General features: G+C 59.2%; 12 protein-coding genes. 4 read left to right on the top strand and 8 right to left on the bottom strand.

Annotated elements, in window-relative coordinates; all coding sequences use genetic code 11:
• Nucleotides 1-53: 53 nt before the first annotated feature.
• Genes GE543_RS17615 through GE543_RS17605 form a run of 3 tightly spaced genes read right to left on the bottom strand, consistent with a single transcriptional unit; the run spans nucleotide 54 to nucleotide 5,809 of the window.
• Entirely contained in the window at nucleotides 54-1,514 is a 1,461-nt protein-coding gene (locus GE543_RS17615; RefSeq protein ID WP_003431378.1) for an AdeC/AdeK/OprM family multidrug efflux complex outer membrane factor, read from the bottom strand.
• The gene (locus tag GE543_RS17610) at nucleotides 1,511-4,645 is read right to left on the bottom strand and encodes an efflux RND transporter permease subunit (RefSeq protein ID WP_003418653.1); all 3,135 of its coding nucleotides are present in this window, start codon (nucleotides 4,643-4,645) and stop codon (nucleotides 1,511-1,513) included. Before GE543_RS17610 ends, GE543_RS17615 begins: the two co-directional genes overlap by 4 nt.
• 3 nt (nucleotides 4,646-4,648) lie before the next feature.
• Entirely contained in the window at nucleotides 4,649-5,809 is a 1,161-nt protein-coding gene (locus GE543_RS17605; RefSeq protein WP_153222001.1) for an efflux RND transporter periplasmic adaptor subunit, read from the bottom strand.
• A gap of 254 nt (nucleotides 5,810-6,063) precedes the next feature.
• Between GE543_RS17605 and GE543_RS17600 the strand changes: the two genes are divergently transcribed.
• The 3 genes from GE543_RS17600 (at nucleotide 6,064) to GE543_RS17590 (ending at nucleotide 8,336) form a co-directional block, all read left to right on the top strand.
• Complete coding sequence (locus tag GE543_RS17600) at nucleotides 6,064-6,723, top strand: TetR family transcriptional regulator (RefSeq protein ID WP_003395927.1); 660 nt, start codon at nucleotides 6,064-6,066, stop codon at nucleotides 6,721-6,723.
• Nucleotides 6,724-7,018: 295 nt separating this feature from the next.
• Nucleotides 7,019-7,222 (top strand): hypothetical protein, encoded by a 204-nt coding sequence (locus GE543_RS17595; protein ID WP_032699547.1) that lies wholly within the window; start codon nucleotides 7,019-7,021, stop codon nucleotides 7,220-7,222.
• On the top strand, nucleotides 7,203-8,336 hold the full coding sequence (locus GE543_RS17590; RefSeq protein ID WP_003413222.1) for a DUF3396 domain-containing protein: 1,134 nt from the start codon (nucleotides 7,203-7,205) through the stop codon (nucleotides 8,334-8,336). The genes GE543_RS17595 and GE543_RS17590 overlap by 20 nt, the downstream gene beginning before the upstream one ends.
• 14 nt (nucleotides 8,337-8,350) lie before the next feature.
• Here the strand turns inward: GE543_RS17590 and GE543_RS17585 are convergent, their stop codons facing one another.
• Nucleotides 8,351-9,847, bottom strand: coding sequence for an MDR family MFS transporter (locus GE543_RS17585; RefSeq protein WP_046271375.1), 1,497 nt, complete (start codon nucleotides 9,845-9,847; stop codon nucleotides 8,351-8,353).
• Nucleotides 9,848-9,974: 127 nt separating this feature from the next.
• Nucleotides 9,975-10,145, bottom strand: a complete 171-nt coding sequence (locus GE543_RS27160) for a hypothetical protein (protein ID WP_164490389.1) — start codon at nucleotides 10,143-10,145, stop codon at nucleotides 9,975-9,977.
• A gap of 164 nt (nucleotides 10,146-10,309) precedes the next feature.
• Here GE543_RS27160 and GE543_RS17580 point away from each other — a divergent pair, with 164 nt between their 5' ends.
• The gene (locus GE543_RS17580) at nucleotides 10,310-10,549 is read left to right on the top strand and encodes a hypothetical protein (protein ID WP_003406313.1); all 240 of its coding nucleotides are present in this window, start codon (nucleotides 10,310-10,312) and stop codon (nucleotides 10,547-10,549) included.
• Here the strand turns inward: GE543_RS17580 and GE543_RS17575 are convergent, their stop codons facing one another.
• The 3 genes from GE543_RS17575 to GE543_RS17565 all read right to left on the bottom strand — a co-directional run bounded on the left by GE543_RS17575 (nucleotide 10,550) and on the right by GE543_RS17565 (nucleotide 13,544).
• The gene (locus GE543_RS17575; protein WP_153222000.1) at nucleotides 10,550-11,173 is read right to left on the bottom strand and encodes a flavin reductase family protein; all 624 of its coding nucleotides are present in this window, start codon (nucleotides 11,171-11,173) and stop codon (nucleotides 10,550-10,552) included. It abuts the gene before it with no gap.
• A 145-nt stretch (nucleotides 11,174-11,318) separates the two neighbouring features.
• Nucleotides 11,319-11,636 (bottom strand): hypothetical protein, encoded by a 318-nt coding sequence (locus tag GE543_RS17570; RefSeq protein WP_003418647.1) that lies wholly within the window; start codon nucleotides 11,634-11,636, stop codon nucleotides 11,319-11,321.
• Between the two features lie 582 nt (nucleotides 11,637-12,218).
• On the bottom strand, nucleotides 12,219-13,544 hold the full coding sequence (locus GE543_RS17565) for an MFS transporter (protein WP_003413212.1): 1,326 nt from the start codon (nucleotides 13,542-13,544) through the stop codon (nucleotides 12,219-12,221).
• Nucleotides 13,545-13,626: the final 82 nt, after the last annotated feature.

The following is a 13,626-nucleotide window of genomic DNA, read 5'->3' as shown; positions in this document are numbered from 1 at the left end:
TCGGCCACAAAAAAACCACCTGATCAGGTGGTTTTTTTGTGTGCCGCTGTCAATCAGAACAGCTGAACCGAAGGCTTCTCCTTGGAGATGGTTTCGGTCTGTCCGGTTCTTTCATACCAGCCGCCGCCGAGGGCCTTGTACAGGTTGACCTCGCTGGTCAGCTGCGACAGGCGATCGGTGATCAGTGTTTGTTGCGCACTGAACAGCGAGCGCTGGGCGTCGAGGAAGGTCAGGTTGCTGTCGATGCCGATCCGGTAGCGACGCTCGGCCAGACGGTAGTAATCCTGGTTGGCCGCGACGAAGTCACGTTGCGCCTGGAGCTGCTCGTCATAGGTCTTGCGTGAAGCCAGGCCGTCGGACACTTCCTGGAAGGCGGTCTGAATCGCCTTCTCGTAGTTGGCGACGCTGATTTCCTTCTGGATTTTCGAGTAGTCCAGGCTGGCGCGCAGGTTACCGGCGTTGAAGATCGGAATGTTGATGCTTGGCTGGAACAGCCAGGCGCCCGATCCGCCCTTGAACAGGCCGGACAGCTCGCTGCTGCTGGTGCCGGCACTGGCCGTCAGGCTGATGCTCGGGAAGAACGCTGCACGTGCCGCGCCGATGTTGGCGTTGGCCGCCTTCAGTGAGTGCTCGGCTTCCAGAATGTCCGGACGACGCTGCAGCAGGTCGGACGGCAGGCCTGCGGGCATTTCGGTCAGCATGTCGGAATCGAGCAAATGGCTGGCCGGCAGGTTGTCAGGCAGGCTGGTGCCGAGCAGCAGCACCAGGCTGTTCTGATCCTGGGCAACCAGGCGCTGGTACTGGGCCAGTTTGGCGCGCGCGCTTTCGACGGCGGTGCGCGACTGGCTCAGGTCCAGTGCCGAAGAAACGCCGACCTCGCTGGCGCGCGAGGTCAGACGGAAGCTTTCTTCGTAGGTCTTCAGGGTGTCCTGCGTCAGCTTGAGCAGTTCCTTGTCGGCCTGCCAGGTCATGTAGGCATTGGCGACACTGGCCACCAGACTGATCTGCGTGCTGCGACGTGCTTCCTCGCTGGCGAAGTAGGTCTCCAGCGCCTGCTCGCTGAGGCTGCGGACCCGGCCGAAGAGGTCCAGCTCGTACGAGCTGACACCCAGAGAGGCCGAGTAGCTGCTGGTGATGCCTGATTGACCGGTTTGCGACTGATCGGCTGGCACGCGCTGACGTGTACCGCTGCCGGTGGCCGAAACAGCAGGGAACAGGTCCGAGCGCTGGATACGGTACTGGGCGCGGTAGGCGTCGATGTTCAGCGCCGCAACCCGCAGGTCACGGTTGTTGAGCAGTGCAGTCTGAATCAGCTGTTGCAGCGCCGGGTCATTGAAGAAGTGCCGCCAGCCTTGTTCCGCGGCGGCCATTTTGGCGCCTTCGACCGGCGAGTACGCCGGCCCTTGCGGATATTGTGCGGCGACCGGTGCTTCCGGCTGCTTGTAATCGGGGATCAAAGAGCAGCCGCCGAGAATGAACGCGGTAACTGCAAGTGAGATCAATGACTTGCTCATTGGCCAGCCTCATCGTGTGAAATATGTTTCTGCTTGCTCTTGAAGAGCCCTGAAACCGTTACGAAGAACAGGGGCACCCAGAAGATCGCCAGAATAACTGCGGTGATCATACCGCCAATTACGCCAGTACCGATCGAATGCTGACTGCCCGAACCTGCGCCCGAGGAAATCGCCAGCGGCACGACGCCGAGGATGAAGGCCATGGAGGTCATGATGATCGGGCGCAGACGCATGCGGCAGGCCTCGATCGCCGCGTCCACCAGGCTCTTGCCCTGTTCGTGAAGCTCTTTGGCGAACTCGACGATCAGAATGGCGTTTTTCGCCGCCAGACCCACCGTCACCAGCAGTCCGACCTGGAAGAACACGTCGTTGGACAGACCGCGCAGGCTGGTTGCCATCAGTGCACCGATAACCCCCAGTGGCACCACGAGGATGACCGCGATCGGAATCGACCAGCTTTCATACAGCGCCGCCAGACAGAGGAACACGACCAGCAACGACAGGGCATACAGGGCAGGGGCCTGCGAACCGGACAGACGTTCCTCGTAGGACAGACCGGTCCACGAGATGCCGATGCCCTGCGGCAGCTTCTTGGCCAGCGCCTCGACTTCGTTCATCGCGTCGCCGCTGCTGTAACCAGGGGCTGGCGTACCGAGCACTTCCTCTGCCGCCACGCCGTTGTAGCGTGACAGTTTCGGCGAGCCGTAGGACCATTTGCCGCTGGCGAAGGCCGAGAACGGCACCATCTCACCCGCGCTGTTGCGCACGTACCATTTCTTCAGGTCTTCAGGCGTCATACGCGCACCTGCATCGCCCTGGATGTACACCTTCTTCACACGGCCACGGTCGATGAAGTCGTTGACGTAGCTGCCACCCAATGCGATGGACAGGGTGTTGTTGATGTCCGACAGGGTGATGCCCAATGCACTGGCGCGCTCGTCGTCGATGATCAACTGGTATTGCGGTTCGTCGTTCAGACCGTTCGGACGCACGCCCGCCAGAATCTTGCTCTGTGCAGCCATGCCGAGGAACTGGTTACGCGCCTGCATCAGTTTCTCGTGACCGACGCCGCCTTGGTCCTGCAGGTAAACGTCGAAGCCGGTGGCGTTACCCAGCTCCAAAACCGATGGCGGCACGATGGCAAACACCATCGCGTCGCGCAGGCTGAAGAAATAGCCCTGAGCCCGCTTGGCCAGTTCGAAAACGCTGTTGTCGGAATCACGTTCTTCCCACGGCTTGAGCATCACGAACGCAATCGCCGAGCTTTGGCCGCGGCCCGCGAAGTTGAAGCCGTTTACCGAGAACACCGACTTCACCGCGCCGCTTTCCTTGGTCAGCAGGTACTCACGCATCTGATCGATGACTTCCTGCGTACGCTCGGTCGAGGAGCCGGCCGGTGTCTGGATCTGGGCGAAGATAACGCCCTGGTCTTCTTCGGGCAGGAACGCAGCCGGAATACGCATGAACATGAACACCATGCCCGCGCAGATCAGTATGTAACCCAGGTACGCAGGCCACTTGTGTTTGAGCATGTTGCCGACGCCGCGCTCGTAACTCAGAACGCTGCGGTCGAAGGTGCGGTTGAACCAGCCGAAGAAACCACGTTTCGGTTGCCCGTGCTTCTCGTGATCAATGGGCTTGAGCATGGTGGCGCACAGCGCCGGGGTGAAGATCAGCGCAACCACGACCGACAGGGCCATGGCCGAGACGATGGTGATCGAGAACTGCTTGTAGATCACCCCGGTGGAGCCGCCGAAGAACGCCATCGGCAACAGAACCGCCGACAGCACCAGGGCAATACCGACCAGCGCGCCCTGAATCTGTGTCATGGATTTGATCGTGGCGTCGCGCGGGGAGAGTTTTTCCTCCTCCATGACCCGCTCGACGTTTTCCACCACCACAATCGCATCGTCCACCAGCAAGCCGATGGCCAGCACCATACCGAACATGGTCAGGGTGTTGATGGTGAAGCCGAAGGCCGCGAGGATGCCGAACGTACCCAGCAAGACCACCGGAACCGTCATCGTGGTGATGATGGTTGCGCGGAAGTTCTGCAGGAACAGGTACATCACCAGGAACACCAGCACGATCGCTTCGATCAGGGTGTGCACCACGCCGTTGATCGATTCGCTGACCACCGGTGTGGTGTCATACGGGTAAACGACTTTCATGCCAGGCGGGAAGAACGGCTCCAGCGACGAAACGGTCGCGCGGATGGCCTTGGCGGTGTCCAGTGCGTTGGCGCCGGTGGCGAGCTTGATCGCCAGACCGGAAGCCGGTTTGCCGTCGAACTGCGAATCGGTGCTGTAGTTCTCTGCGCCCAGGCCGACCGTGGCGACGTCTTTCAGGCGAACCTGCGAGCCGTCAGTGTTGACCTTGAGGAAGATGTTGCCGAACTGCTCGGCGGTCTGCAGACGCGTCTTGCCGATGATCGTGGCGTTCAACTGCTGGCCGCTGATCGATGGCAGGCCACCCAACTGGCCGGACGACACCTGAACGTTCTGCGCGGTGATCGCGTCTTTCACGTCCACTGGCGTCAGCTGGAAGTTGTTCAGCTTGGCCGGGTCCAGCCAGATACGCATGGCGTACTGCGAACCGAACACCTGGAAGTCACCCACACCGGAGGTCCGCGAGATCGGGTCCTGCATGTTCGACACAATGTAGTTGGCCAGGTCTTCCTTGCCCATGCTGCCGTCTTCCGACACCAGGCCGATCACCATCAGGAAGTTCTTCACTGCCTTGGTGACGCGGATACCCTGTTGCTGCACTTCCTGCGGTAGTAGAGGGGTCGCGAGGTTGAGCTTGTTCTGCACCTGAACCTGCGCCGTATCCGGGTTGGTGCCCTGATTGAAGGTCGCCGTGATGGTCATGCTGCCGTCGGAGTTACTTTCCGAGCTGACATAACGCAGGTTGTCGATACCGTTGAGCTGTTGCTCGATCACCTGAACCACGGTGTCCTGGACCGTCTGGGCAGACGCGCCCGGATAGGTGACCTGGATACCGATGGCGGGCGGTGCGATGCTCGGGTACTGGTTGATCGGCAGGCTGGAAATCGACAGCGCACCGACCAGCATGATCACGAGGGCAATAACCCAGGCAAAAATGGGTCGATCAATAAAGAATTTCGACATGGGTTACTCCCCTTTGCTGCCTGCGGCTTTATCAGTGGCCGGGGCAGGTGCTGGGTTTGCTCCTTTGACGTTGGTCGCTTCGGCGACTTTCACTTCGGCGCCTGGTTTGACGTACTGCAAGCCTTCGGTGATGACACGATCACCTTCTTTCAGGCCGTCTTCGATCAGCCAGTCGCTGCCCACGGTGCGATTGGCCACCAGCGTACGCATTTCAACCTTGTTGTCCTGATTGACGACCATGGCGGTCGGCGTGCCTTTCAGGTCGCGCGTCACGCCTTGCTGCGGCGCCAGAATGGCTTTCGAATTGACGCCAGCCTGCAACTGCGCATGAACGAACATGCCCGGCAGCAGACGGTGTTCAGGGTTCGGGAACACGGCACGCAGGGTCACGGAGCCGGTGGTCTGGTCAACCGATACTTCGGCGAATTCCAGTTTGCCTTCCTGGCCGTAGACGCTGTTGTCTTCCAGGGTCAGCTTGACCTTGGCCGTGTTGTCGCCGGCTTTCTGCAGCTTGCCGCTGTCCAGGTCGCTGCGCAGTTTGAGCATGTCGGCAGAGGACTGCACCACGTCGACATAGATCGGATCGAGTTGCTGGATGGTCGCCATGGCGTCGGTCTGCGCGCTGCTCACCAGTGCGCCTTCAGTCACCGCAGAGCGACCGATACGACCGGAAATGGGCGCCAGCACCTTGGTGTAGCGCAGGTTGATCTGGGCGGTCTGCAGGGTTGCCTGAGCTTCCTGGGTCGATGCCAGCGCCGTGTCGTACTCCTGACGGCTCACCGCCTGCTCGCTGACCAGTTGCTTGTAGCGATCGGACATCGACTTGGCGGATTGCAGGGTGGCCTTGGCGCTGTTGGCGTTGGCTTCATAGACAGCCGGGTCGATCTGGTAGAGCTGCTGACCGGCTTTGACGTCGCCACCTTCGGTGAACAGACGCTTGAGAATGATGCCGTTGACCTGAGGACGAACCTCGGCGACGCGGAAGGCGGTGGTCCGGCCCGGCAGCTCGGTGGTCAGGGTATAGGGCTGTGCTTTGATGGTAACGACGCCTACCTGAGGGGTTTGCGCAGGCGGGGCGGCCTGTTCCTTCTTGCTACAGCCACTGAGCAGGGTTGCCAGGGCGACGGCAGTGACCAGAACGGTAACAGCTGGCTTGAATTGCATGAAGATCCTCGGGGCAGGAGCCTGTTATCTCAACAGTACGTTGAAGTGTAAAAAAATATTTCGGCTAGATAAGTAGCATGCTAAGGAATATACTTACATTCGCGGCTGTTTGTAAACACCGCAATGCGCATTCGGCCACTATTCAGGGAGCCGGGAGCCAATTCGGGACAAGGCGAGACAAATGCCGCCCGGCCATATCTCGAGGCATGACGCAAGACGCGTGCCTGAGGTGAATTTTTTGAGGTCTTATTGCCATGGTTCGTCGCACCAAAGAGGAAGCTCAGATCACTCGCAGCCAGATCCTGGAGGCTGCCGAGCAGGCTTTTTATGAGCGAGGCGTCGCCCGCACGACGCTGGCCGACATTGCCACCCTTGCCGGTGTGACGCGGGGCGCTATCTATTGGCACTTCAACAATAAGGCCGATCTGGTGCAGGCCATGCTCGACAGCCTTCAGGAGCCCCTCGACGAAATGGCGGAGGCCAGTCAGAGCGAGGACGAGGAAGACCCGCTGGGCTGCATGAGAAATCTGTTGATTCACCTGTTTCATGAACTCGCACTGGACCCGAAAACCCGTCGCATCAATGAAATCCTCTTTCACAAGTGCGAGTTTACCGACGAGATGTGTGATTTTCGTCGTCAGCGCCAGGACAACGCCATACAGTGCCACGACCGTATCACCCTGGGGCTGAACAACGCCGTACGCCAGGGGCAATTACCCAAAGGGCTGGACACGGCCCGGGCTGCAGTGGCGCTGTTTGCCTACGTCAACGGCATCATTTACCAATGGCTGCTGGTTCCGGATAGCTTCTCGCTGCCCGCAGAGGCCGAGCAACTGGTCGACGTGTGCCTGGACATGCTGCGTTTCAGCCCGACGTTGCTGATCGATAGCAACCGCTCGACAGTTGGCGCCTGACAGAACGTGAGCGGCGGCGGCACCCGCCGGTTCCGGCTGCCAGCGACGCTGTGCAGAGCCTAACTCCAATCCCTGCCTCTTATATAGTGTGTTTGCTGATCGTTTATCGGTATTCATTGATAGCGCTCACCGTGCAGGCATCAGCGAGCGTTGATCTGACAAGATATTGTAGGAAGCAAGTAGGACATTTCCTGATACATGTAGCTGATTTCCCAAAGTAAATTCCGAGTATTGCTCCGCAGGAAAACTCCCTTCACTCTTCGCCTCCTGAAAGATCAGAAGAGAGGAAGGTTGCATGTTTTTGCCGAATCTTGCGCCTATGTGCCCTGAAATCATCGCCAGTTACGCTGATGTCCACTCGGGCGGGCAGGGCCATGGCTATCCACTGAACGGGGACATTTCCGGCGTGACCGACACCTGCGAAGGGCATGCAGGTACGCGCAAAAAACTGACCCCCGCGACTGATGGGAGGGCAGGGCATGTCGGACACTGCAACTGATGCTGTGAGGTTATTGGCCAGGATCACGCAACAAGCCGAACGTGTGGCCATGGATTCCGTGTTGGGCACGCCGGTCATACGGTTGGGATTGATCACCACGCTGTATTTTCGCAATGGCCACACCGTGGAGATGAAGCGTCGCGTCGAAGCCTGCTTTTTGCGCTTTTATGACGCGTTCAAAACCAGACTCAAATGGCAACTCTTCAAACGCATGCGCCGCCTGAGCGGCTCCGGGTTCGCCTCGACCCGGCGCCAGATTGTCGAGAGCCCGCCAGACGAGCAGTTCATCTGGTCTATCGCCAGCGCCACTCAGGCTGAAGTCGCCACCTACAGCCTGTTCGTGATGAACACCTCAGAGGGGCAGGCCGACAACGACCGATCGTGTCTGAAAATGGTTCTGCCCTGGTCGTACCTGGCCGAGCCCGACGGCTTGAAACAGTACGAGGAGTGGATCAGGTACCTCAGCAGCGAACTGCAGGCCGAGCACGGCTTTGGTGGCCTTGCCTGCGTGTTGCCGTGCGATGGCCATCAGTATTTGCCGTGGGAATTTCGGCTTGCTCAGGATTTCAGCGGACTCATGGTCGACCCCGGCCCGCACATTGAAAGCCTGCGTCTGCTGGACCGTATCAAGGGCGTCAGCTGGTACACCGTGCTCGGTGATGCGTTCGTCAGGCAGTTGGGAGGCAGCGACAAAATGCGCGGCGAGATGAGTGCGCACAGCGAGATCGTGTTCCACACCTACCGCAACGGCCTGATCATTCGCGCCGGCGAGGTGCCTGAGCTGGGCGGGCGAGGGCTGCCGCCGCCAAAGCCTTACGTGACGGTCAACAGGATGATCAAGCCGATTCGCCTGCAGGACACCGGCAACCTTCATCCCTACCTGGCTCCCGGGATTGGCTTTACCGATGAAACCACTGCGCAGTGGTATGCGCGATTCGATGAAAAGCCGCTGCCGCCGGTCTATGCCGGGCAAGCATGCCCTCGCTCAGGCAGCTGGTTCAGCAGTGCACAGTCCGGCTCGCGTCGGCACTTCGACGAGGGCGAACTGATGCCTGCGTTTGCCCATATAAAGAGCAAGAAAACGCAGTGGTTCTGGGCCGGCATGCCTTCCTGAGCCGGAGAAGCGAGTCAGTCCCGTCCTCTCAGCAACGTATTGGGCATCACTGCGGCTGCCGCAAGACCGAGCAGCGAAATGGCCGCGCTGGTGATCAGCAGGTTTCTGAAGGTCAATGCCAGTTCGGCGCGCAGGGTTTCCAGCGCGGGTCCGGTTGCCGCATTAAGGCTGTCGAGCAGGACATTGCCGGAGCCGCCTTCGCCCCCCAGTGCTCCTGCGCCGAGTTGGCCGACCCCGGTGTGTTGCAACATGGCCAACAGCAGCGCCGACATCAGTGCCACGCCCACTGCACCGCCTAGCGAGCGGAACAGATTGGTCGTGCTGGTCGCCACGCCCATATCCCGGGGCTGAACCGAATTCTGAGTGCCGACCAATGAGGTGGGGAACTGCATGCCGGTCGCAACACCGGTGAGCACCATGAACAGGCTCATCACTATCAGCGATTGCGGCGGCGTGAAGGCCATGCCCAGAATCGCAACCGGCATCAACAGCGCACCGGTCAGGATCAGCGGCTTGTAGCGCCCGGTATGCGCGGTGCGTCGCCCGGCAAAATAGGCGCCCATCGGCATGCCGATAGCCAGTGGAAGCAAGTGCAGGGCGGCGCTGTCTGCGCCGCCCCCGGTAACGGTCTGGTAACGCAGCGGCATCAGGACAATCAGGGAGATGGCCTGAAAACTGGTGAAGAACACGGTACACCAGCACAGCACAGCGCTCTTGTTGGTGAACAGATGCATGGGCAGCAAGGGTTCGGCCGTGCGACGTTCGTACCAGACGAAAATGGCCAGTGTCAGCAGCGCCGTGCCCAGTAACAACTGAACCTCGGTATCGCCCAGACCGTGGCCTTGGCCAATTTCGGTAATCCCCAGCAGCAGCGCTGTCAGGCCGATGATCATCAGCACGGTACCCAGGTAATCGATAATCGGCTTGCGCTGCGGTACTGGCAGGCCGACGAGGGTCCGATACGCGACGATCAGCGCGGCGGCGCCCAAGGGCAGATTGATCAGGAACACCCAGCGCCAGGACAGGTATTCAGTCATTAGCCCACCGAGCACCGGCCCGGCGACGCTGGCTACGGCGTACATGCTGCTGAAGTAACCCTGATAACGGCCGCGTTCGCGAGGTGGAACGATGTCGGCGATGATCGCCTGGCTGACCGAAACCATTCCGCCGGCGCCGATACCTTGAAGAACGCGCGCCAGGACCAGTTGTTCCATGCTCTGCGCCAGGCCACAGAACAGTGACGCCAGGGTAAAAATCCCCAGCCCGAACAGCATCAGTTTACGTCGCCCGTAAAGATCGCCGAGTTTGCCGTAGATCGGCACGGCAACGGTTAGCGACACCATGTAGGCGGAGATGACCCAGGCCAGTAGATCGATGTCTCTGAACTGCGCAGAAATGGCGGGCATCGATACCGCGACGATGGTTTGGTCCAGCGCGCTGAGCAGGACTGCCATCATCAACGCAAACAGGATGCTGCGGATGGCCGGAGGCGTTTGATTAAGACTGGTCAAGGCAAAACCTGATGGCAGTGTTGACCCGCCGCAAGTGTGGCGGGAGAGTCTGGCCAGTCTAATCCGATAGCTTGCTAATCGATAGCTGCCTTTGCGCAATGGCGATGCAATTCACGCTGTGCGAGCCTCATCGCAAGGCACTGAAGGTTGCATCGGTTGGCACGCAATGGCCAAGCGTACAGCTGGAGACATAGGGGGCCTGGCGCGCCAGTTCGTTACGATAGGCACCGGCGGTGTAGACAGCCAATACCGCCAGAGCGCCTGCGACAACCATGCATTTTCTTGTTATTACTTTCATGACGCACTCCTTACCTCGGCTACAGAGCAGTTTGAAAGGACTGATTAGAGTGTAGGACAAGGTTGGCTTTTGCGTCGGCTGCCTTATCGCTGCATGCCGCGTGTCGGACGAGGCGAAAGACGCGCTAGAATTCGCGCTTTGACATATTGGCAGGGTTGAGAGACATGGCACGCAAGGAATACAACGGGTTTGAAGTGGTCTCGGCAGTGATGCCGTCCGAGCAGGGTTATAACGCGGCGATTGCCGTAAAGGCACTGGGCGCCGGCGGCGCACCACGTTTTCATGCGCTGCTGCCGGACCAGAAATTCAAGACCGCCGATGATGCCGACCTGGCCGCCGTGCAAGAGCTGCAGCGGCTGGTCGATATCGATGCAGAGGGCGAACCGGTGTGGGCTGACGCCTGATCAGGCGCCTGGGCGGAACATCTTGAACAGCGCTTCCGGGCCGAGCTGGAAGTAATCCGCCGGGCCGCCGCCGCGCAGGATAGGCTCGGCGGCGGCAGTGTCGTAAACGCCGTCCTTGAGCAGCGACTTGTTGATGTGCACCGCCACCACCTCGCCAAGAATCAACCAGCTGGGCACCAGCTCTTTGTCGGCACGCTGCAACTGAATGATCTGCGTGACCTTGCACTCGAACGACACCGGCGTTTCAAGCACACGCGGCACCGAGACGATCTGCGAGGCCAGTGGGGTCAGGTTTGCCAGTTCGAATTCGCTGACGTCCGGCGCTACCGGTGCGCAGCTCTGGTTCATGGCTTCGGCCAGCGAGCGGGTCGCCAGGTTCCAGACGAACTCGCCGGTTTGCTCGATATTATTGAGGCTGTCTTTGCGACCCACGCTGCAGAAGCCGATGATCGGCGGCACGTAGTTGAACGCGTTGAAGAAGCTGTAAGGTGCCAGGTTGAGTTTGCCGTTGGCATCCTGCGACGAAATCCAGCCAATCGGGCGTGGGCCTACAATCGCGTTGAACGGGTCGTGCGGCAGGCCGTGACCCTTGGATGGCTCGTAGGAGTGAATTGCGTCTGACATGCTCGGTTCCTGATGGGCTCAATAGTGGATGTCAGCATAGTGCTGCGCATTTGCAGAGGATGCCAGAGCGGCGTGTGTGTTTCATCCTGAGCCAGACATGAAGAAGCCCGACATCAGCCGGGCTTTGGGGGTGTTGCGTGAGTGATCAGCCCAGACGATTGGCGCCTACGCGATCTGCACCGTCTGCAGCAAGACGATTGGCACCGACGTGGTCTGCACCATCGGCAGCCTGACGGTTTGCACCGACGCGGTCTGCGCCATCAGCGGCGAGACGATTGGCACCGACATGATCTGCGCCGTCAGCCGATACGCGGATCGAGCCGACGTTAGTGTGTTTGGTACCGCCTTCAGCAACGAGGGTGGCGCTGGACAGGTCGCTCTGAGCGTGGGTGGCTGGAAGTGCAAATGCGCTCGATGCCAGAACAGAGATAGCCAGGCCAAAGATCAGTGTGTTGGTTTTCATGATGATGTCTCCAATGCGTGTCGGGTGAGTTGTCATCCCGGTATGGAGGCAATGCTACGCGCCAGCGGATTATTAAGAAGTTAATAGGATTGCTAGCGATCATCGCTAAAAATGATAGTTGGCTGTGATGCTCTGATTTCGGGCCTTTCAGCGGGGGTTGCATTATTGTGGTGCAATTCTTGAAAAGTCTTGTAATAAACGCTCTTGACAAATTAAAAGTGCAGTTTATTCAAGCGGTTATTGCTAAAAGTTGGCTAAATGACGCACCGCTCTGTAACACTCTGTTGCAGGTGCTGTATGTAATTGATTGTCTTGTAGCGGCCGTGGTATCGATGCGGACGATGATATTGATCAGCCTGAATGACTCTTCTGCCTGCGCGGAGTCCTCAGCGTTATACACACGTCTCGATAAGCCCGAAAAATGGAGTGAACGGGGCGGCGATCCCCATTGCTCACGAAGAGTCAGTCATAGCGCTCTATTTCTGGAGGCTGTACCGGCCTCTTCGCGAGCAAGCTCGCTCCCACGAGATTTGTATATAACGATGAGAGCGGAGCCTGGGCACGAGAATCGTCGCAATCCGATCAGTCAGTTTCGATACGCGAGTGCTTGCGCGTGTCTTTCATGAACACATACACCAGCAGCGAGCAGGCAATACAGGCAGTGACGTACCAGTAGTAACCGGTTTCCATACCGATGCTCTTGAACCACAGCGCGATGTATTCCGCAGTGCCGCCAAAGATCGATACCGTCAGGGCGTAAGGCAGACCGACGCCCAGCGCGCGGATCTCGGTGGGAAACAGCTCGGCCTTCACCACTGCGTTGATCGAGGTGTAGCCGCTGACAATGATCAGTGCCGCCATGATCAGGAAGAACGCACCCCACCATGTCTGAATGGTATGCAGCGTGGTCAGGATCGGTACGGTGCACAGCGTTCCCAGTACGCCGAACGCAATCAGGATCGGACGACGCCCGATCTTGTCGGACAGCGCACCAACGACCGGCTGCAACAGCATGAACAGAAACAGCGTCGCCGCTGATATCGACGTCGAGTCGGTGATGCTCATGCCGACGGTGTTGACCAGATACTTCTGCATGTAAGTGGTGTAAGTGTAGAAAGCCAGCGTCCCGCCCATGGTCAGACCCACGACGGTCATCAGTTCCTTGGGATGACGCATCAGCGTGCGCATCAGGCTTTCCTTGGGCTTTTCCTTCTTCTTGCGCGTGAACGACTCGGTTTCTTCCATGCCACGACGCAGAAACAGCGCGACGATTGCGCACAGTGCACCGATGACGAACGGGATACGCCAGCCCCAGGCATACAGTTGCTCGGTGGTCAGCGTCTGCTGCAGAACGATAAGCACGCCCAGCGCGATGAGCTGGCCGGAAATCAGCGTGACGTACTGAAAGCTGGAGAAGAAGCCGCGACGCTCCTTGGTGGCCATTTCGCTGAGGTAGGTGGCGGACGTGCCGTACTCCCCGCCGACAGACAGCCCCTGCAGCAAGCGGGCAAACACCAGCAGGATCGGAGCACCGACGCCGATGCTTTCATAGCCTGGTGTCAGGGCAATAATCAGCGAGCCGAAGCACATCAACAGCACCGATGCCATCAGCGCAGCCTTGCGGCCTTTGTAGTCAGCGTACAGCCCCATCAGCCAGCCACCTATAGGCCGCATCAGAAAGCCGACGGCAAAGATCGCGGCGGTGTTGAGCAACTGGGCGGTGGTGTCGCCCTTGGGAAAGAAGGCTTTGGCGAAGTACAGCGAGAAGGCGGCGTAGACGTACCAGTCGTACCACTCGACCATGTTGCCGACCGAACCACTGAAAATCGATTTGAGACGGCTGGAGGTGGTTTTCTGGCCAGCGGCACTAGCAGCCGACCCATGGGAGGCGGGATTGGAAGTTTCCATGGTGTTCCTTGTTTTTCATTATTTTTGGAAGGAGGCATTGGATGCCCTGCGTGTTACATAGCAGGAGCTGTGCCAGACCATG

This window comes from Pseudomonas sp. SZ57, assembly GCF_009495975.1.
Lineage (GTDB): Bacteria > Pseudomonadota > Gammaproteobacteria > Pseudomonadales > Pseudomonadaceae > Aquipseudomonas > Aquipseudomonas syringae.
Note: the sequence above shows the minus strand (reverse complement) of the source record. Positions and strands in the feature narration are given on the sequence as shown.

Coding starts and splice junctions, on each gene's coding strand:
- GE543_RS17615 (WP_003431378.1), bottom strand. CDS start 1,514: ATGAGCAAGTCATTGATCTCACTTGCAGTTACCGCGTTCATTCTCGGC.
- GE543_RS17610 (WP_003418653.1), bottom strand. CDS start 4,645: ATGTCGAAATTCTTTATTGATCGACCCATTTTTGCCTGGGTTATTGCC.
- GE543_RS17605 (WP_153222001.1), bottom strand. CDS start 5,809: ATGCAATTCAAGCCAGCTGTTACCGTTCTGGTCACTGCCGTCGCCCTG.
- GE543_RS17600 (WP_003395927.1), top strand. CDS start 6,064: ATGGTTCGTCGCACCAAAGAGGAAGCTCAGATCACTCGCAGCCAGATC.
- GE543_RS17595 (WP_032699547.1), top strand. CDS start 7,019: ATGTTTTTGCCGAATCTTGCGCCTATGTGCCCTGAAATCATCGCCAGT.
- GE543_RS17590 (WP_003413222.1), top strand. CDS start 7,203: ATGTCGGACACTGCAACTGATGCTGTGAGGTTATTGGCCAGGATCACG.
- GE543_RS27160 (WP_164490389.1), bottom strand. CDS start 10,145: ATGAAAGTAATAACAAGAAAATGCATGGTTGTCGCAGGCGCTCTGGCG.
- GE543_RS17580 (WP_003406313.1), top strand. CDS start 10,310: ATGGCACGCAAGGAATACAACGGGTTTGAAGTGGTCTCGGCAGTGATG.
- GE543_RS17575 (WP_153222000.1), bottom strand. CDS start 11,173: ATGTCAGACGCAATTCACTCCTACGAGCCATCCAAGGGTCACGGCCTG.
- GE543_RS17570 (WP_003418647.1), bottom strand. CDS start 11,636: ATGAAAACCAACACACTGATCTTTGGCCTGGCTATCTCTGTTCTGGCA.
- GE543_RS17565 (WP_003413212.1), bottom strand. CDS start 13,544: ATGGAAACTTCCAATCCCGCCTCCCATGGGTCGGCTGCTAGTGCCGCT.